Below are 18,118 nucleotides of genomic sequence, written 5' to 3'. Positions count from 1 at the left end.
CGCGTCCGGAGTTGAGCCGTGCGTTCATGGCTCAATTTCTATCGGTATACCATTGCCGATCGCGGTCCGGTCCGTTACGGCGAGATTTCGTATACGATCAGTCGGCGAGGACACCGTCGTGAGCGACGACCGCGCCGCCCTTGACGACGAGGCGCCGCACCGGCACGCTGACCACGGCTTCCGCTGGGGCCGTGGCGTTCACGGCGAGCAGGTCGGCATTGCATCCGACCGCGAGGCCGTAGTCCGCGAGGCCGAGCACGGCCGCGCCGCCGTGGGTCCCGGCCGCGAGGGCGAGCTCGATCTCCGGGTCGGACATGAGCCGGTCGCGGAAGGCCACCTGGTTGACGCGGCGGAGCATGTCGCCGTCGCCGTACGGGGTCCACAGGTCGCGGATGCCGTCGTTGCCGATCGCCAGGCGCGCCCCGGTCTCGGCCATGAGCCGCACCGGGACGACGGGCGCGCCGCCGACGGCGCAGGTGATCATGGCGACGCCGGCGTCGGCGAGCGCGTCGGCGATGCGGCGCTGGTGGTCGGGTTCGAGGCCGCCCATGGCGTACGCGTGGCTGATGGCGACGCGCCCGGCCATCCCGGTCGCCTTGGTGCGCTCGACGATGAGCTCGTACTCCCACGCGCCGAGCAGGCCCTGGTCGTGCAGGTGGACGTCGATCTTGGCGCCGTACCGCTCGGCGAGGCCGAAGAGGAGGTCGAGCTGCCCGGCGGGGTCGCGGTCGAAGCCGGCGGGGTCGAGGCCGCCGACGACGCCGACGCCGTCGCGGAGGGCCGCTTCGAGGAGCCCGGGCACGCCGGGGCGGGTGAGCAGGCCGCCCTGCGGGAAGGCGACGAGTTCGACGTCGACCTTGCCGGCGAGGCGGGCCGCGGCCTCGCGCACGGCCTCGACGCCGGCGAGGCCGACCTCGGGGTCGATGTCGATGTGGCTGCGCACGAACGAGGTCCCGGCGGCGACCATGGCGCGCAGGAGGTTCGCGGCGTAGTCGGCGCTGGGGACGCCGAGCTCGGCGCGGCGGCCCTCGCCGTTGCGGATGCGGCCTTCGAGGGTGCGGCCGCCGGTGTTGGGGGTCCACGGCCCGCCGAACATCGTCTTGTCGAGGTGGCAGTGGGCGTCGACGAGGCCGGGGAGGACGATCGCGCCGCCGAGGTCGACGACCTGCGCGCCTTGGTGTTCGGGGGCGCCGGCGAGGTCCGGTCCGACCGCGGCGATGCGGCCGCCGGAGACGGCGATGTCGGCGGGTTCGAGCGGTTCGCCGGGGGTCCAGGGGCGGGCGCCGGTGAGGAGGAGGTCGGTCATGGGGGTCCTTTCGCACTGCGTTCGACGGAGCGCAGATCGAGCGGGCCGCGGCCGGAGGGGTCGCGGTCAGGTGAGGAGCATCGCGGTTCCGGCGGCGGTGCCGAAGGCGATGACGAGGACGCGGAAGGCGGCGGGCTTGAGCCGGTCGGCGAGCTTGGCGCCGGCGAACCCGCCGAGGAGGCAAGCGGGGGCGAGGACGAGGACGGCGGGCCACTGGACCGGGCCGAAGAGCGCGACGGAGATCATCGCGGTGGTCCCGGCGGTGAGGGTGAGCAGGGCCTTGAGGCCGTTGAGGCGCCCGATGGCGGCGTCGAGGCCGAGCGCGAGCGCGGTGAGGAACACGATCCCCATGCCGCCGTTGAAGTACGCGCCGTACGCGCCGCCGACGAATACGCCGCAGTACAGCAGCGGCGCGGAGGTGCCGCCGCTCGCGGCGAGGCGCCGGGCGATGAGCGGCTGGCAGGCGAACAGGGCCGTGGCCGAGAGGATCAGGAACGGCACCAGCGCGGTGAAGACCTCGGGCGGTGCCGCGAGGAGGGCCACGGTGCCGGTGACCGCGCCGCCCGCGGCGAGGGCGACCAGGCGCGGTAGGAGCGGGCGGAAGGAGGTCAGGTGCGAGCGCAGCGCCACCGCGTTGCCGATGTAGCCGGGCCACACCGAGACCGCGTTCGTGACGGTGGCCGCGACCGGCGGCATCCCGATCGCCAGGAGCGCCGGGAACGTCAGGAGGCTCCCGCCCCCGGCGAGCGCGTTGCAGACGCCCGCGCCGAAGCCGGCGGCGACGAGCAGGGCGAGGTGCTGAGGGTCCATGGGGTCCTTCCGGGAGGCACGGCGGACCCAATCGTATACAACGGCTCGCGGGGGTGGCCGGGAGGCGTTCGCGGGGCGGCTCGGAGGCCCTCGCGGGTGAGCTCGGAAGCGTTCGCAGGAGCGGCTCGGAGGCTGCTTGCGCAGCGGCGCAGCGGCGTTCACGAAACATCTTCTAGCGCTACGGTCCGGGCCGTATAGACCATCCCCAGCCCCCACCCACCCCGAGGGGACCGTAGCGGCCAGCATTGCCGACGGGTCCGACAAGAACCGGGCCCACCGGCCCCGATGTCACCCGATCGGGTCGCGCACCCGCCTGCGGTACGCGGTGGTCGCCCGGAGGATGTGCTGGCCGACCAGGCCCGAGGCCCGGTCGGCGTCGCCCGCGGCCAGGGCCGCGAGGATCTCCTCGTGCTCGCGCCACGAGTCCTCGGCACGGAGCGTCAGCCCAACCGCGTAGACCCACGCGATCTTCTGGCTGAGCTGGCGGATCAGCTGGCCCAGCACCTCCGAGCCCGACGCCTCGGCGATCACCTCGTGGAAGCGGGAGTTCAGGCGCGGCACCTCTTCGAGGCGGCCGTCGCGCACCGCGTCCCAGCCGAGGTTCACCAGCTCCTTGAGCCGCCCGAGCTGCTCGGGCGTGCGGTTGCGGGCCGCGCGGGCCGCGCACATCGGCTCGATCACCGACCGCAGCTCCAGCAGGTCCTCCGCCTCGGCCTCGCTCAGCTCCCGCACGAACACGCCGACATAGGGCTTGGCCTCGACGAACCCCTCCGCCTCCAGCACCCGCAGCGCCTCGCGCACGGGCACGCGCGAGACGCCGTACCGCGCGGCCAGCGCGTCCTCGGTGAGCCGGGCGCCGGGCGCGAACACGCCCCGGATGATGTCCTCCCGGACCGCGCGCACCGCCTCCTGGGGCGCGCGCCGCGGCCCCTTGTCGCCAGCCATGAACCGCCTCCACTACGATCAGGCCACCATTCTCGTATACACTCCCTCGCCCCCGGAACGCGGTGCCTCCTCATGACGCTCCTCCAGCCGCTCGCCGCCTGCGACCGCGCCGACCACTACCTGCCGTCGGAGCCCGGGACCGTGTCCTGGGGGCTGCTGCCGAACGCGGCGAGCGCGCCGGTCCTGCGGGTGCGGTCGGGCGCGACCGTGTGCGTGGACACCGTCAGCCACGAAGGGCTGCTCGAGGACCAGGGCGGCGACCCGAAGGCGTTCTTCGGCGCCAACGGGATCGGCGAGGTCCTGGAGGACGCGGCGCGCATCGCCCGCGAGTGCGTGCGCGCGCCCGGCGCCGGACCGCACGTCGTCACCGGGCCCGTGCACGTCGAGGGCGCCGAACCCGGGGACGTGCTGGAGGTCGAGGTCCTGGAGCTGGAGCGGCGCGCCCCCTACGGCGTGGTCAGCAACCGGCACGGGCGCGGCGCGCTCGCCGGGGAGTACCCGCTCGGCGAGGGCAGCGTCAGCGTCGTCGCCACCGTCGATCCCCAAGGGCGGGGCGTGATCCCGACCGGGGACGGCAGGTCGCTGCGGTTCGACCTGGCGCCGTTCCTCGGCATCATGGGGACCGCGCCCGCGACCGCGGCCCCCGTCCACTCCGTGCCGCCGGGGCCGCACGGCGGGAACCTCGACATCCGGCTGCTGGGCACCGGGTCGAGGCTGTACCTGCCGGTCGCCGTCCCCGGCGCGTCGTTCTACACCGGCGACCCGCACTTCTCGCAGGGCGACGGGGAGGTGGCGCTGACGGCGTTCGAGGCGCCGCTGCGCGCGACCCTGCGGCTGACGGTCCGCGCCGACCCGGCCGTGAGGAGACTCGCCGCGGCCCTTGGCGGCCCGTACGCCGAGACCGGGGAACACTGGATCACGACGGGGCTCGACGAGGACCTCGACGAAGCGGTCCGCAAGGCCGTGCGCGCCGCGCTGGCGTTCCTGCGGGAGCGGCACGGCCTGCCCGGGCCTGTCGCGCTCGCGTACCTGAGCGCGGCGGTGGACGTGCGGATCTCGCAGGTCGTTGACCTCGTCAAGGGCGCCCATGTCACGCTGCCGAAAGACCTCGACCTCACCGCCCCCGCCACCAAGGAGCTCCGCCCATGACCGATCCGTTCATCGCCCTCGTGGACGACGGCGCCGCCTTCGACGACACCGGGGAGCCCGGGCCGCTCGAGGGCCTGCGCCTGGCCGTCAAGGACCTGTTCGACCTGGCCGGGACGCCCACGGGCGCCGGGAACCCGCGGTGGCTGGAGACGCACGGGCCCGCGGAGGCCGACGCGGCGGCGGTCGCGCTGCTGCGCGCGGCCGGGGCGCGCGTGGTCGGGAAGACGGTCACCGACGAGCTCGCGTGGAGCCTGAACGGCTCGAACTTCCACTACGGGACCCCTGAGAACCCGGCCGCGCCCGGGCGGGTGCCCGGCGGGTCGTCCTCGGGCTCGGCGTCCGCGGTCGCCTTGGGGCTGGCCGACATCGGGCTCGGCACCGACACCGGCGGGTCGATCCGCGTGCCGGCGTCCTACTGCGGCCTGTACGGGCTGCGGCCCACCCACGGGCGGGTGAGCCTCGCCGGGGCCGTGCCGCTCGCGCCCACGTTCGACACCGCCGGGGTGCTCACCAGGGACGCGCGCACGCTGCGCCTCGCCATGGAGGTGCTCCTCGGCGAGCCGGAGGAGGCGCGCGCGCCCCTCACGCGGCTGCTCGCGCCCCGCGACGTCTGGGACGAGGTCCCCGACGCGACCCGCGCAGCGGTGTGGCCCGCGGTCGAGGCGCTCGGCCTCGACGTGGACACGACCCCGTTCTTCGACGACCCGCACCTCGGTCTCGGCGGTGCGCTCGACCGCGAGTCCGGCCGCGAGCCGACCCCGGGCGCGGTGACGCCGCTCGAGTCGGCGCGCCGCGCGTACGCCGTCCTCCAGGCGTGGGAGGCATGGCAGGCGCACGGCGCGTGGATCGAGGCGTCCCGGCCCGAGTTCGGTCCGGGAGTCAAGGCGCGCTTCGCGAACGCGTCGCGGATCGGCAGCGCCGAGGTCACCGGGGCGCAGCGGGTCCGCAGCGGCGTCGTGGCGCTGGTCAGGGACCGGCTCCCCGCGGGCACCGCGCTCGCGGTCCCCGCCGCGCCCGGACCCGCGCCGCTCATCGGCGAGGAGCCCGACCGCGAGGCGATCGTGCGGTTGACGTGCATCGCGGGGCTGTCCGGGGCACCCGGACTGGCCCTGCCCGCGGGCGAGGTCGAGGCCCTGCCGGTGGGCCTGCAGCTCGTCGCCGCTCCGGGAAGCGACGAGGTCCTGCTGGCGCTGGCCGATCCCCGCTGATCGGGCGCCGGTCGAGGTTCGGTCGGACCGCGCGGTATCCCGTCCTGCCAGGCGGGACGCACGTCGGTCCGGAGTGGACGGACTAGCAGACGAGTCCCGAGCGGAACGCCTCTGCCACGGCGTGGGCCCGGTCGCGCGCGCCGAGCTTGCGGAACATGCGCCGCGCATGGGTCTTGACGGTGTCCTCCGAGACGAACAGGTCGCGCCCGATCTCGGCGTTCGACTTGCCCTCGGACATGCCGCGCAGGACCTGGAGCTCGCGCTCGGTCAGCTTCATGCCCTGGAGGGTCGAGCGCTGCCGGGGGACGGTCTCGGTGACCCGCTGGAGGCTCGGCGAGGCGAACATGATCGCCTGCGCGAGCGCGACCAGCAGGTCGTCGGAGTTGTTGGACGGCGTGCGGATGACGCCCCGGGCGCCGGCGGCCACCACCATCGCGGCGGTACGGGGGTCCGCCGCGCCGGAGAGCAGGACCCCGGTGCGGGGCGAACGGGCGCGGACGGTCTTGACGAACTTGACCGGGTCCGGGGCGGCGAGCGCCACGTCCACGAGCACGACGTCCACCTGCCGGCGGCCGAGCTCGAGGAACAGCTCGGGCGATCCCTCGACCGACTTGACCGCCTGCGCCAGGCCCATGCGGGTCGCGCAGGCCGAGATCTTCTGTCCGGCTTGAGGAGTCTTAACACAGACCAGTACGGTTCTCACTTTGTTCTACCTTTCGGTGCGGTAGGCCGTGCGTGTCTCTCTAGATCCAGCACGCAGGCGGTCCGCCGCCATGACGCGGGTTCGCGCGAATTTTTCGAGTGACTTTTCGAGGTTTCCGGGAAGAGGCGTGGACGCATGGTGTTCGGGTTCGCTGACGCGAAGACCTCGACCCTGATGGGAAACTGGGGGCATGACACAGCGAAGAGGCGGACGACAGCACCGGGCCGAGTCCCGCGATTTTGGTGATCATCGTTCGCATCCACCTCGCCATGACCTGTCTAACGAACTAACGGCCCTGGAAGGTACGAGTTACGGCCGATATAAATCCTTGCGTGGCAAATGGTGGACAGGCCCGGCGATTCTCGACATTTCGAAGGTGCAGTCGGATCCGTTCGCGCCGCCGAGCCGGGTGGAGCTCCGGTTCGACGCCGAGGCGGCGGACCTCCTGCCCGAGTGGTACGCCACCCCCGAGCGGCGCCGCGCGATCGCGGTGCTCCTCGCGAAGCGGTTCAGGAAGTCCTGCCCGACAAGGGACCTGCGGATCGACGCGGGCGGCCAGGAGATCCTGCGCCGGGCCTCGTGCGAGGTCGGCGGGGACGGCTCGGTCGTCTTCCGGCTCGGCGCGCAGCTGCCCGGGCACGGGCGGCGCATCGCCGGGCGCCAGGCCGCGCGGCTGCTGTGCGAGGACCTGCCGGACACCGCCGACGACGCGCTCGCGGTGGCCGAGGAGGAGGCCGGGACCTGGATCCGGCACGCCGACGACGTTGCGGCCCTGCGGGAGCGGGTCGCGGAGCAGGGCCTCGTGGCGTTCGTCGCCGACGGGGCGATGCTCGCGCGGAGGTCCGGTGTGGACGATCGGCCGATGGAGTCCGGGGTGGCGTTCCGCTCCCCCGACCCGCTCGCGGTCGAGGTCGAGCTGCCGCACGCGGGGACCGTGCGCGGCATGGGGATCGGCCCGGGGGTCACGCTCATCGTCGGCGGCGGCTTCCACGGCAAGTCGACCCTGCTGCGGGCCTTGGAGTCCGGGGTGTGGGACCACGTGCCCGGCGACGGGCGCGACCTCGTCGTCGCCGACCGCACCGCGGTGAAGGTCCGCGCCGAGGACGGCCGGGCCGTCACGGGCGTCGACGTGCACGCGTTCGTCGACCACCTGCCTTCGGGCGACGACACGCGGCACTTCTCCACCGAGAACGCCTCGGGCTCGACCTCGCAGGCCGCGGCCGTTGTCGAGTCGCTCGAAGCGGGCGCGCGGGTGCTGCTCATCGACGAGGACACCGCCGCCACGAACCTGATGATCCGCGACGCGCGGATGCAGGAGCTGGTCGCGAAGGACCGCGAACCGCTCACGCCGCTGGTCGACGTGGTGCGGTCGATGGCCGACGACCACGGGGTCGCGGTGGTGCTCGTCATGGGCGGCTCGGGCGACTACATGGACGTCGCCGACCGGGTGGTCCTCATGGACGCGTACGTCCCCGAGGACGTGACCGAGCGCGCGAAGGCGCTGGCGGCCAAGCCGACCGGGCGGAGAGTGGAGGCCGAGGGGTTCCGGATGCCGCGGGCGCGCGTGGTCGACGCGCGGTCGGTGTCCTCGGAGTCGCGCGGGAAGCAGAAGATCCGCGCGGGCGGCACCGACGGGCTGCGGTTCGGGGAGTCCGAGATCGACGTGCGGGCCGTGGAGCAGATCACCGACCCGTCGATGACCGCCGGCATCGGGCTCGCCCTGGAGGCCGCGGTGCGGCGCGGGTGGATCGACGGGACCGCGACCGTGGCGGAGGCGCTGGACCGCTTCGACGCCGCGATGGAGGCCGGGGGCGAGGCGGAGCTGCTGCGGATCAGGGACGCCGACTTCGCGGTCCCCAGGAGGTTCGAGGTGGCCGCGGCGCTCAACCGGATGCGGGAGCTGCGGGTGCGGCGGGACGGGGAGTGATCCGTGGACGGGGCGGCAGGCACCGGGACGAGCGATCACCGGGTGGTGGCCGGAACGGGTGGCGTCCCGTCTGAAACCAGGGCATAAAAGTGCCTTCGCGGCTCCGATCCCCAAAGGCCGCGAAGGCACTTGAACTCTATCGGTTTCCCGACAGCTGCGCGACCAACTGTCGGGATGTTGACACTTGCGGTTCCCGCCCGCGGCGGTGCCGCCGGCGGGGACGCCGAAGGGCCGCCGACACCGTCGGCGGCCCTTCGTGTCCGCTCCCCGGAGGGAGCGCGGTCGCTTGCCGCTCAGGGGGTCCCGGGACTAGTGGGAGTGCCCGTGGCCGCCGTGGGAGTGGGAGTGGCCGTGGCCGGCCTCTTCCTCCTCCTCGGGCTTGTCGACGATCGTCACCTCGGTGGTGAGCGCGAGGCCCACGATCGAGGCGGCGTTCAGCAGCGCGTTGCGGGTGACCTTCACCGGGTCGAGGATGCCGGCCGAGACCAGGTCCTCGTAGACGTCGGTGGCGGCGTTCCAGCCCTCGCGCCAGCCCTTGCCGGCGACGTTGTTGACGACCACGTCGCCCGACTCGCCCGCATTCAGGGCGATGCGGCGCAGCGGCTCGGAGAGCGACGCCTCGACGATCTTCAGGCCCACGCGGGCCTCCGGGTCGTCGAGCTCGATCTTCTCCAGGACGGCGATCGCGTGGACCAGGGCGGCGCCGCCGCCGGCGACGATGCCCTCCTCCACCGCGGCCTTGGTCGCGTTGACCGCGTCCTCGATGCGGTGCTTGCGCTCCTTGAGCTCGACCTCGGTGGCCGCGCCGACCTGGATGACGGCGACGCCGCCGGAGAGCTTCGCGAGGCGCTCCTCCAGCTTCTCGCGGTCCCAGGAGGACTCGGTGGTGCTCGCCTGCTGCTTGATCTGCGCGATGCGGGCGTCGACCTCGTCCTTCTCGCCGCCGCCGTCCACGATCGTGGTGGCGTCCTTGGAGACGGTGACGCGGCGAGCCCGGCCCAGGTGCGACAGGTCCGCGGCCTTGAGCTCCAGGCCGATCTCCGAGGAGACGACCTCGGCGCCCGTGAGGGTCGCGATGTCGCCCAGGACGGCCTTGCGGCGGTCGCCGAAGGCCGGGGCCTTGACGGCGCACACGCGCAGGGTGCCGCGCAGGGCGTTCACCGTCAGGGTCGCGAGGGCCTGGCCCTCGACGTCCTCGGCGATGATGAGGAGCGGCTTCGAGGTCTCGACGACCTTCTCCAGCACCGGGAGCAGCTCTTCGATCGAGCCGATCTTGGCGTTGGTGATGAGGATGTACGGGTCCTCGAAGACCGTGGTGCGCGAGTCCTGGTCGGTGATGAAGTTCGGGGAGATGAAGCCCTTGTCGAACTGCATGCCCTCGGTGACCTCGAGCACGGTCTCCAGCGTGGAGCCGTCCTCGACCGAGATGACGCCCTCGGCGCCGACCGCGTCCATCGCCTTCGCGATGAGCTCGCCGATCTCCGGGTCCTGCGCCGAGACCGCCGCGACCTGCGCGATGTGCTCGTGGTCGGAGATCTCGATGGCCTGGCGCAGCAGCTCGTCGGACACGGCGTTCGCCGCGGCCTCGATGCCCTTGCGGATCGCGATCGGGTTGGACCCGGCCGTGACCGCCTTGATGCCCGCGCGGCTCATCTTCTGGGCCAGCACGGTCGCGGTGGTGGTGCCGTCGCCCGCGACGTCGTTCGTCTTGGTCGCGACCTCCTTGACCAGCTGCGCGCCCAGGTTGGCGTAGGGGTCGGCGAGCTCGATCTCCTTGGCGATGGTCACGCCGTCGTTGGTGATGAGCGGCGCGCCGAACGAGCGCTGGAGGACCACGTTGCGGCCCTTCGGGCCGAGCGTGACCTTGACGGTGTCGGCGAGGTGGTCGATGCCGTGCAGCAGGTTCTGCCGCGCGTCCTCGGCGAAGTTGAGAATCTTCGGCATTGGTTCCCTTTCCTAGGAACGCGAACGGGCCCTCCGTGGGAGGGCCCTGGACGCGTCTACTGCTCGACGACCGCGAGGACGTCGCGCGAGGACAGGACGAGGTACTCCTCGCCGGCGTACTTGACCTCGGTGCCGCCGTACTTGGAGTAGATGACCACGTCGCCGACCTTCACGTCGATCGGGAGGCGGTTGCCCTTGTCGTCGAAGGCGCCCGGGCCGACGGCCAGAACGGTGCCCTCCTGGGGCTTCTCCTTGGCGGTGTCCGGGATGACCAGGCCAGAGGCGGTGGTGGTCTCGGCCTCGTTCGCCTGGACCACGATGCGGTCGCCCAGCGGCTTGATGGCAGCCTTGCTCACTTGGATTCTCCAAACGCGTGTTCACTACGGATGTCCGCCACGACAGCGCGGGTCTCGTCGTCGCGGGTGCCGAGGCACCGGCCCGTGGCTGGCACTCTCGCGGAGAGAGTGCCAAGGCGATCATAGCGCTTAGCAATCTCGCCCTGCGAGTGCTAAGGCAGAGGTTAGTTCGTGCAGGTGGGGACGTCAACAGCGGGTCTCGGAGGTCATACCATGGACCGCGTGCGAACCAGCCTGCTCGAAGCCCTCACCGCCGACCCGGACCTCCAGGAGCGCGCCGCGCGGGCCCTCGCGGCCGACGGCGACCGCGCCCCGCTGACGCTCCGCAAGGCGGGCGTCGACCCCGACCTCGCGGCCGCGGCGCTGACCCTCGCGGACCTCCGCGGGCACGCCCGGGCCAAGTTCGGCGAGCGGGCGGACCGGCTGTACTTCACGCGGGCGGGCCTGGAGCAGGCCACGCGGTGGCCCGTCGCGGTGCGCCGCGCGGCCCGGTTCGCGGCCGCGTCGACTCATGTCACGGACCTGTGCTGCGGGCTCGGGACCGAGGCCCTGGCGTTCGCGGAGGCGGGCCTCGAGGTCGCGGCGGTGGACCTGAGCGAGGAGACCGCGGCGTTCGCCAGAGCGAACGCGGCGGCGGCGGGCCTGCGCGTCGAGGTCCGGGTGGGCGACGCCCTGGGGACCCCGTTGTCAGGTGCGGCGTTCGCCGACCCGGCCCGGCGCTCGGGTGCGGGCAGGAACTTCAACCCGGCGGACTACTCCCCGCCCCTCGACGCGCTCCTGGAGCACCTGTCGGGGGCGCGGTTCGCGGCGGTGAAACTCGGGCCGGGGATCGGCCACGAGTGGATTCCGGCGGGCGCCGAGGCCGAGTGGGTCTCGGTGGACCGGGACGTGGTCGAGGCGTGCCTGTGGCTCGGGGAGGCCGCGCGGGTGAAGCGCCGCGCGAGCGTGTGCAAGGCGGGCGAGTGGCACGAGCTGACCGGCAGCGGCGAGGAGCGGGCCGAGGTCGGGGCGGTGGCGGCGTACCTCTACGAACCGGACGGCGCGGTGATCCGGGCGGGCCTGGTGGCCGAACTCGCCGCCGGCCTCGGCGCGCACACCGCGAGCGGGCAGATCGCGTACCTCTACGCCGACGACCTGACCGCGACGCCGTTCGCGCGGGCCTGGAAGGTGGAGGAGGTCTGGCCCCTGCACCCCAAGAAGCTCAAGGCGCTCCTGGCCGAACGCGGCATCGGCCGCCTCACGATCAAGCAGCGCGGCACCGGCATCGACCCGGCGGCCCTGCGAAAGCAGCTCAAGCTCAAGGGCGACGGCGAGGCCACGCTCGTGGCGACCCGCATAGGCGAGGCCCACGCGGCGATCCTCTGCTCCGAGGTCTAAGCGGTCGCGAACGGCGGGCCGGTGCTGCGGGACGCCCGGCGGCTCATCGCTCGCGGGGTCACTCGGGCAGCTTGGCGGTGAGGTCGACCTCGATGAGCTGGTCCTGGTAGCCGAGGGCGGTGACGCCGGTGACGGTGCTGGCGGCCTTGAAGGCCGGGCCGAGTTCGGGGTGTTCGGCGAGGCGGTGCCAGGCGCCGCCGACGACGCGGCTCTCGCCGCTCACCACGTAGACCACGGACCGCACGACGTCTTCGGGGCGCGCCCCCGCGGCGGCCAGCGCCGCGAGGCAGTTGGCGGCGGTCCGCTCGATCTGGGCGTCGAGGTCGCCGACGCCGACGACGCGTTCCTGGGCGTCGACCGGGCACTGCCCGGCGAGGAAGGCGAGGCGGCCGGGCTCGACGATGGTCACGTGGTCGTAGCCGCCGGTCGGGTGGAGTTCGCTCATGCGCCGAGGCTAGGTCGGGTGCCGGTGCGGCGCAAGCGCTATTCGGGGCGGGCGATCCGCTCGCGGAGGTTCGCGTCCTTGTCGGCGACCATGCGTTCGAGGTCGCCCTGGTAGGCGGTCATCCTGTCGCGCAGGGCCTCGTCGGCGGCGCCGAGGATGCGGACGGCGAGGAGCCCGGCGTTCCTGGCCCCGGCGATCGAGACGGTGGCGACGGGGATCCCGGCGGGCATCTGGACGATGGACATGAGCGAGTCCATGCCGTCGAGGTACTTGAGGGGCACGGGGACGCCGATGACGGGCAGGGGCGTCGCGGAGGCGACCATGCCGGGCAGGTGGGCGGCGCCGCCCGCGCCGGCGATGATCGCCTGGAGGCCGCGGGAGGCGGCGGCGCCGGCGTAGTCGATCATGCCCTGCGGGGTGCGGTGGGCGGAGATCACGCGGACCTCGTGGGGGACGCCGAACTCGGCGAGGGCGGCGGTCGCGGCCTCCATGACGGGCCAGTCGGAGTCCGACCCCATGATGACGCCGACGCGCGGCTGCTGGTCTGCCATTACTCGCCTTCCTGGAGCCATTTGGCGGCCCGCAGGGCGCGGTGCCGCAGGAGCGCGGGGTCGTCGCCGCGGACGGTGACGTGCCCGATCTTGCGGCCGGGCCGGACCGCCTTGCCGTAGAGGTGGACGTGCGCGGCGGGGTCCTCGGCGAGGAGGTGCTGGAGGCGCTCGTCGAGGCGGGGCCCGCCGGGTTCGCCGCCGAGGACGTTCGCCATGACGGTGTAGGGCGCGGCGGTCGCGGTGGAGCCGAGCGGGTAGTCGAGGACGGCCCGCAGGTGCTGCTCGAACTGGCTGGTCTCGGCGCCCTCGATGGTCCAGTGCCCGGAGTTGTGGGCGCGCATCGCGAGTTCGTTGACGAAGAGGCCGTGGGAGGTCTGGAAGAGTTCGACGGCGAGCATGCCGACGACGCCGAGTTCGGTGGCGACCGCGGCGGCGATGCGCGTCGCCTCGGCGGCGGTGTCGGGGTCGAGGTGGGGGGCGGGTGCGATGACCTCGGTGCAGATGCCGCCGGTCTGGACGGTCTCGACCACGGGGTAGGCGGCGGTCTCGCCGCTCGGGGAGCGGGCGATCTGGATGGCGAGTTCGCGCTGGAGGGCCATGCGCTCCTCGGCGATGAGGCGCAGGCCGGAGGCGAGGACCGCTTCGGCGTCGGCGGGGGTGTCGCACATCCACACGCCCTTGCCGTCGTATCCGCCGGTGGCGGCCTTGAGGACGCAGGGGAGGCCGAACGCCTCGACGTCGGCGATGGAGTCGACGCTCGCCCAGCGCGGCTGCGGGAGGCCGAGCGCGGTGAGGCGGGTGCGCATGGCGTGCTTGTCCTGCGCGTACAGGAGGGCTTCGGGCCGGGGCTGGACGTCGACGCCTTCGGCGACGAGGGCGCGGAGGGCGTCCTGGGGGACGTGCTCGTGGTCGAAGGTGACCACGGTGCAGCCCTTGGCGAAGCCGCGGAGGTCTTCGACGTCGCGGTAGTCGCCGAGCACGGTCGCGGTGGCGACCGCGGCGGCGCTCTCGGCCGGGTCGGCGGCGAGCACCTTGAGGCTCTGGCCGAGGGCGATGGCGGCTTGATGGGTCATGCGGGCCAGCTGGCCGGCGCCGATCATGCCCACGGTCGGGAGTTGGGTCGCGGCATCCACGGCGAGAGCCTAACGCGGTGCCCGGCCGGGAGGTCGGAGGCGCGATTCCGGCGTGACCTGCGCCCTTGGCCCCGTGGACAGGTGGTGTCAGCCGGTGATGGGATGTTCGGCGGTGTCGAGGAGTTGGTCGGGGGCCACGCCGAGGACGCCGCAGAGGGCCATGATGGTGAAGAACGCCGGTGTGGCGATGCGGCCGGTCTCGATCTTGCGCAGCGTCTCCGGGGAGATGCCGGCTTCGGCGGCGACGTCCAGGAGGCTGCGCGGGCCGCGGGCGGTGCGCAGCGCGCGGCCGAGCGCGCGGCCCCGGTCGTGCTCGTCGGGCCTCAGCGGCGGTCGGATCATACCGGTATTATAGTACCGGTATACAAATACCGGAACTGCATGAGAGGCCGACCATGATCGAGCTGTACTCCCCCGCCGAGATCGAGGCGATGCGCCCCGCGGGCCGCTTCGTGGCCGCGACCCTCTCCGAGCTCGAACGCGTGGCCGAGGTCGGCATGAACCTGCTGGACTTCGACGACCTCGTGGCCCGCCGGATCAAGGAGGCCGGGGCGGTCTCCTGCTACGTCGACTACCACCCCTCGTTCGGCGGCAGCCCGTTCGGGAAGGTCCTGTGCACCTCCGTGAACGACGCGGTCCTGCACGGCCTGCCCTACGACTACAAGCTGCAGGACGGGGACCTGGTGAGCTTCGACTTCGCGGCCGAGGTCGACGGCTGGGTGGCGGACTCGGCGCTGTCGGTCGTCGTGGGCACCGCGAAGGAGGAGGACCTGCGGCTCATCGACACCACGACGCGCGCGCTGGAGGCGGGGATCGGCGCGGCGCGCACCGGGAGCAAGCTCGGGGACATCGGGCACGCGATCGCGACGGTCGCGCGCGGCGACGGCCTGAGCGTGAACACCCAGTTCGGCGGGCACGGCGTGGGCCGGACCATGCACGGCGACCCGCACGTCCCCAACGACGGCCGCCCGGGCCGGGGCATGAAGCTGAAGCCGGGCCTGGTCATCGCGATCGAGCCGTGGTTCCTCCAGACCACCGACGAGATCGTCTACGACCCCGACGGCTGGACCCTGCGCAGCGCCGACGGCTCCCGCGGCGCGCACATGGAGCACACCGTGGCGATCACCGAGGACGGGCCGATCGTCCTGACGGCGCGGGACTAGCGCCCGGGCACGCTCAGAAGTACGGCGCGCGGCGAGAAGGGCCGGGGCGAACGCGTTCGGGCCGCCCGGGCGCCCGGTTCAGGGGGAGGACCAGGCGCGTGGCCTCAGGACGCCGGGCGCTCGGCCTCGGCGCGCTTGAGGCGCTCCATGCGGTCGACCATGCGCTCGGCGACGACCTCCTCGGCGGTGACGGCGTACCCGTAGTGGTCGCGCCAGTCGCCGTCGATGTACAGGTAGCGCTTGTGCAGGCCCTCGCGGCGCAGGCCGAGCTTCTCGGCGACCCGGTTCGAGGGGCCGTTCTCGGGCCGGATGTTGACCTCGATGCGGTGCAGGCGGCCCACGGTGAGGGCGTGGTCCACGACGAGCGCGAGCGCGGTCGCGGTGATGTTGCGGCCGGCGTGGCCGCGGTCGATCCAGTAGCCGGCGTACGCGGAGCCGAAGGCGCGCCGGACGATGTTGCCGACGGTGAGGCCGCCGACGAGCCTCCCGTCCCAGCAGACGGCGAGGGGCCAGCTGGTGCCGTCCTTGACGGAGCGCTTGAGGCCGCGGAGCATGGCGCGGAAGGCCGCGGGCGAGTGGGCCTCGTGCCAGGTGGTGCCGGTGCCGGGCTCCCATGGGGCGAGCCAGGCTTCGTTGGCGCGGCGCAGTTCGGACCAGCGGTTGGCGTCGGAGCGGCGGAAGGGCCGGACGCTGACCTCGTCGTGATCGAGGTGCACCGGCCATCCGGGGTTCGAAAGGGTCATCGGTCTCGGTCCAACTGCGGTAGTGGGACGGTCATCGGGGGCCGTCCGGTTCCAGTTCGTTCATCGGTTCCTGTCGAGCAGGAGCACGTCCACCGTGGACCCGGCGGGCACCCGGGTCGCGTTCTCGCCGATCGTCATCAGGCCGGTGGCCTCGGCGAGTCCGGAGAGCGTGTAGGAGCTCGAGCCGAGTGGGGCGACGGTGTAGCCGCCGCCGCGGCGCTCGGCGACGCGGACGGGGCGGAATTCCCGGAGTCCGCTCGGTGAGGATACGGGCTCGGTCAGGTTGGCGCGCACGCTGGGCCGGAAAACCGGTTCGGCCCCCGCGAGCCGCTGGATGAGCGGGCGGGCGATCACCTCGAACGCGATGGTGGCCGCGACGGGGTCGCCGGGGAGGCACACGACCGGGACCTCTTCGGGGCCGATGGTGCCGAAGCCCATGGTCTCGCACAGGTACACGGCGATCGGCGAGAAGTCGACGGCGCCGTCCCGGGAGAAGGTGCGCCGGACCATGTCGCCGGGGCCGGTGCCGGTGCCGCCGGTGGTGATGACGAGGTCGGCGCGGAGGATCTGGTCGTCGAGGACGGTGCGGAGCGCGTCGGGCTCGTCGTCGCAGATGCCGACGCGGTAGGCGTGGGCGCCCGCCTCGGAGGCGGCGGCGGTGACGAGGTGGGAGTTGACGTCGATGAGCTGGCCGGGCTGGGAGGGCCGGCCGGTGTCGACGAGCTCGTCGCCGGTGGCGATGACGACGACGCGCGGGGTCGGGCGCACGACGACGTCGGCGATGCCGGCGGCGGCGAGGAGCCCCACGAGCTGGGGCGTGACGCGGCGGCCCTCGTGGGCGAGGATCTCGCCCGCGGAGCGCTCGGAGCCCATGCGGCGCACGCCGTGCCCGCGGCGGGGCACCTGGCGGACGTCCACGGTGGCCATGCCCTCGTCGGTCCACGCGAGCGGCACGACGATGTCGGCGCCGACCGGGAGCGCGGCCCCGGCGGCGACGGAGAAGCAGGTGCCGGTGACGAGCCGGACGGGCCGCCACGAGGAGGCGGCGAGGTCGCCGAGGACCTTGAGGCCCACGCCCCGCTCGGGGCTGGCGCCGGCGATGTCGTCGGCGTTGCAGGCGTAGCCGTCGATGGCGGCGTAGTCGAAGGCGGGCAGCGGTCCGGGGTTGACCGCGTTCTCGGCGAGGACCGACCCGGTCGACTGGGTCATGTCGATGTCGACCGGGGGCAGGGGTCGGACGAGCGCCAGCGCCTTCGACAGGAAGTCGGCCAGTGGCGTCGCGTCGCCGGTCCCCATCGCTCCTCATCCCCCCGTCGGTCAGTTGCTCACCTGCGCCGCCTGGCGGCGGTGCAGTCAGTCCAGTGTCGCACTGAATTCGCGCAGCCAGGCGTTGAAGCCGGGCAAGTCGTCGCGTTGGGTGGCGAGCTCGACGAGGGTCTGGAGGTACTCGACGGGCTGCCCGGTGTCGTAGCGGCGGCCCCGGAGGATGACGGCGTGGACAGGGGTTCCGTTGGCGCGCATGGCGTCCATGGCGTCGGTGAGTTGGATCTCGCCGCCGCTGCCGGGCTTGGTGTCCTCCAGGACGGGGAAGATCGAACCGGGCAGGACGTAGCGTCCGATGAGGATGAGGTTCGACGGCGCGTCCTCGCGGGCGGGCTTCTCGACCAGTCCGGTGACGGTGACGGTGTCGGGCGCGTCGCCGGGCTCGACCGAGGCGACGCCGTACCGGGAGACCTCCTCCTCGGGGACCTCGATGAGCGCCAGGACGATGCCGCCGGTCTCGGCCTGGAGGTCGATCATGCGCGGCAGGAGCTTGTCGTCGATCTCGTAGAACTCGTCGCCGAGGAGCACGGCGAAGGGCTCGTCGCCGACGTGGGCGGCGGCGCGGCCCACCGCGTGGCCCAGGCCCTTGGGGCGGCCCTGGCGGATGGTGTGGATCTCGGCGATGCGCTCGGGGGCCTTGACGACGTCGATGAGGTCGTCCTTGCCCTTCTCGGCGAGCGCGTCCTCGAGGTCGGGGCGGATGTCGAAGTAGTCGACGATGGGGCCCTTGCCGCGCGCGGTGACGAGGGTGACGTCGTCGAGCCCGGCGGCGGCGGCCTCCTCCACGATGTACTGGAGGACGGGCTTGTCGACGATGGGGAGGAGTTCCTTCGGAACGGCCTTGGTCACCGGCAGGAAGCGGGTGGCGTTGCCGGCCACGGGAATGACGGCTTTCGTGGCGCGAGGCGCGGAATCAGACATATGGCGAGGGTATCGTGGGCACGCAGCGTCAGGTCTCGGCCACCCTGGAGAACAGAACGTGAACGTTCAAGTTCCCCGATCGGGCGCGGACCGGCCCCCGGAGCGGCCCCGCGC

At 73.1% G+C, this 18,118-nt stretch carries 18 protein-coding genes; 5 read left to right on the top strand and 13 right to left on the bottom strand.

The genetic code is table 11. The features are described from left to right. Positions 1-97 precede the first annotated feature (97 nt). From BLS99_RS16960 to BLS99_RS16950, 3 genes are all read right to left on the bottom strand, one after another. Positions 98-1,306 (bottom strand): amidohydrolase, encoded by a 1,209-nt coding sequence (locus BLS99_RS16960; protein WP_091052325.1) that lies wholly within the window; start codon positions 1,304-1,306, stop codon positions 98-100. A gap of 66 nt (positions 1,307-1,372) precedes the next feature. Then, positions 1,373-2,116 (bottom strand): sulfite exporter TauE/SafE family protein, encoded by a 744-nt coding sequence (locus BLS99_RS16955; protein WP_176953394.1) that lies wholly within the window; start codon positions 2,114-2,116, stop codon positions 1,373-1,375. A 288-nt stretch (positions 2,117-2,404) separates the two neighbouring features. Then, positions 2,405-3,061 carry a GntR family transcriptional regulator gene (locus BLS99_RS16950; protein WP_091052321.1) on the bottom strand — a complete coding sequence of 219 codons (657 nt, stop codon included), beginning with the start codon at positions 3,059-3,061 and terminating at the stop codon, positions 2,405-2,407. Between the two features lie 72 nt (positions 3,062-3,133). On the opposite strand from BLS99_RS16950, the gene BLS99_RS16945 reads away from it, so the two are divergent. Together BLS99_RS16945 and BLS99_RS16940 are read left to right on the top strand one after the other, a co-directional pair. After that, positions 3,134-4,210, top strand: coding sequence for an acetamidase/formamidase family protein (locus BLS99_RS16945; protein ID WP_091052319.1), 1,077 nt, complete (start codon positions 3,134-3,136; stop codon positions 4,208-4,210). After that, a complete protein-coding gene (locus BLS99_RS16940) occupies positions 4,207-5,418 on the top strand; it encodes an amidase family protein (protein ID WP_091052316.1) in 1,212 nt (403 codons plus the stop codon). Before BLS99_RS16945 ends, BLS99_RS16940 begins: the two co-directional genes overlap by 4 nt. Before the next feature lie 82 nt (positions 5,419-5,500). On the opposite strand, the gene BLS99_RS27050 is transcribed toward BLS99_RS16940, so the two are convergent. Beyond that, entirely contained in the window at positions 5,501-6,121 is a 621-nt protein-coding gene (locus BLS99_RS27050; protein WP_091052314.1) for a helix-turn-helix transcriptional regulator, read from the bottom strand. A gap of 190 nt (positions 6,122-6,311) precedes the next feature. On the opposite strand from BLS99_RS27050, the gene BLS99_RS16930 reads away from it, so the two are divergent. Next, on the top strand, positions 6,312-8,048 hold the full coding sequence (locus BLS99_RS16930; RefSeq protein WP_091052312.1) for an ABC-ATPase domain-containing protein: 1,737 nt from the start codon (positions 6,312-6,314) through the stop codon (positions 8,046-8,048). Between the two features lie 309 nt (positions 8,049-8,357). Here BLS99_RS16930 and groL read toward each other — a convergent pair whose 3' ends face one another. Further along, positions 8,358-9,992, bottom strand: coding sequence for a chaperonin GroEL (gene groL, locus BLS99_RS16925; protein WP_091052309.1), 1,635 nt, complete (start codon positions 9,990-9,992; stop codon positions 8,358-8,360). A 56-nt stretch (positions 9,993-10,048) separates the two neighbouring features. Next, entirely contained in the window at positions 10,049-10,348 is a 300-nt protein-coding gene (gene groES / locus BLS99_RS16920; RefSeq protein ID WP_125247731.1) for a co-chaperone GroES, read from the bottom strand. Between the two features lie 213 nt (positions 10,349-10,561). On the opposite strand from groES, the gene BLS99_RS16915 reads away from it, so the two are divergent. Beyond that, positions 10,562-11,725: a class I SAM-dependent methyltransferase gene (locus BLS99_RS16915; protein ID WP_091052304.1), complete on the top strand. Its 1,164-nt coding sequence runs from the start codon at positions 10,562-10,564 to the stop codon at positions 11,723-11,725. Positions 11,726-11,783: 58 nt separating this feature from the next. Here BLS99_RS16915 and BLS99_RS16910 read toward each other — a convergent pair whose 3' ends face one another. From BLS99_RS16910 to BLS99_RS16895, 4 genes are all read right to left on the bottom strand, one after another. Then, entirely contained in the window at positions 11,784-12,170 is a 387-nt protein-coding gene (locus BLS99_RS16910) for a Rid family hydrolase (protein WP_091052301.1), read from the bottom strand. 38 nt (positions 12,171-12,208) lie between these two features. Beyond that, positions 12,209-12,721, bottom strand: a complete 513-nt coding sequence (purE, locus tag BLS99_RS16905) for a 5-(carboxyamino)imidazole ribonucleotide mutase (protein WP_091052298.1) — start codon at positions 12,719-12,721, stop codon at positions 12,209-12,211. Then, positions 12,721-13,854 (bottom strand): 5-(carboxyamino)imidazole ribonucleotide synthase, encoded by a 1,134-nt coding sequence (locus BLS99_RS16900; protein WP_091052296.1) that lies wholly within the window; start codon positions 13,852-13,854, stop codon positions 12,721-12,723. Before BLS99_RS16900 ends, purE begins: the two co-directional genes overlap by 1 nt. Positions 13,855-13,941: 87 nt before the next feature. Further along, positions 13,942-14,196 (bottom strand): helix-turn-helix domain-containing protein, encoded by a 255-nt coding sequence (locus tag BLS99_RS16895; RefSeq protein WP_091052292.1) that lies wholly within the window; start codon positions 14,194-14,196, stop codon positions 13,942-13,944. Between the two features lie 53 nt (positions 14,197-14,249). On the opposite strand from BLS99_RS16895, the gene map reads away from it, so the two are divergent. Beyond that, positions 14,250-15,017, top strand: coding sequence for a type I methionyl aminopeptidase (gene map / locus BLS99_RS16890; protein WP_091052290.1), 768 nt, complete (start codon positions 14,250-14,252; stop codon positions 15,015-15,017). A 104-nt stretch (positions 15,018-15,121) separates the two neighbouring features. Here the strand turns inward: map and BLS99_RS16885 are convergent, their stop codons facing one another. Genes BLS99_RS16885 through BLS99_RS16875 form a run of 3 tightly spaced genes read right to left on the bottom strand, consistent with a single transcriptional unit; the run spans position 15,122 to position 18,004 of the window. Further along, a complete protein-coding gene (locus BLS99_RS16885; protein ID WP_091052287.1) occupies positions 15,122-15,760 on the bottom strand; it encodes a GNAT family N-acetyltransferase in 639 nt (212 codons plus the stop codon). A 60-nt stretch (positions 15,761-15,820) separates the two neighbouring features. Next, a complete protein-coding gene (locus BLS99_RS16880) occupies positions 15,821-17,056 on the bottom strand; it encodes a molybdopterin molybdotransferase MoeA (protein ID WP_091052285.1) in 1,236 nt (411 codons plus the stop codon). Positions 17,057-17,113: 57 nt separating this feature from the next. Continuing rightward, the gene (locus BLS99_RS16875) at positions 17,114-18,004 is read right to left on the bottom strand and encodes a UTP--glucose-1-phosphate uridylyltransferase (RefSeq protein ID WP_091052282.1); all 891 of its coding nucleotides are present in this window, start codon (positions 18,002-18,004) and stop codon (positions 17,114-17,116) included. Between the last annotated feature and the right edge of the window lie 114 nt (positions 18,005-18,118).

It is taken from the genome of Glycomyces sambucus, from assembly GCF_900102815.1.
Classification (GTDB): Bacteria; Actinomycetota; Actinomycetes; order Mycobacteriales; family Micromonosporaceae; genus Glycomyces; species Glycomyces sambucus.
This window is presented reverse-complemented; position numbering and strand designations above follow the sequence as displayed.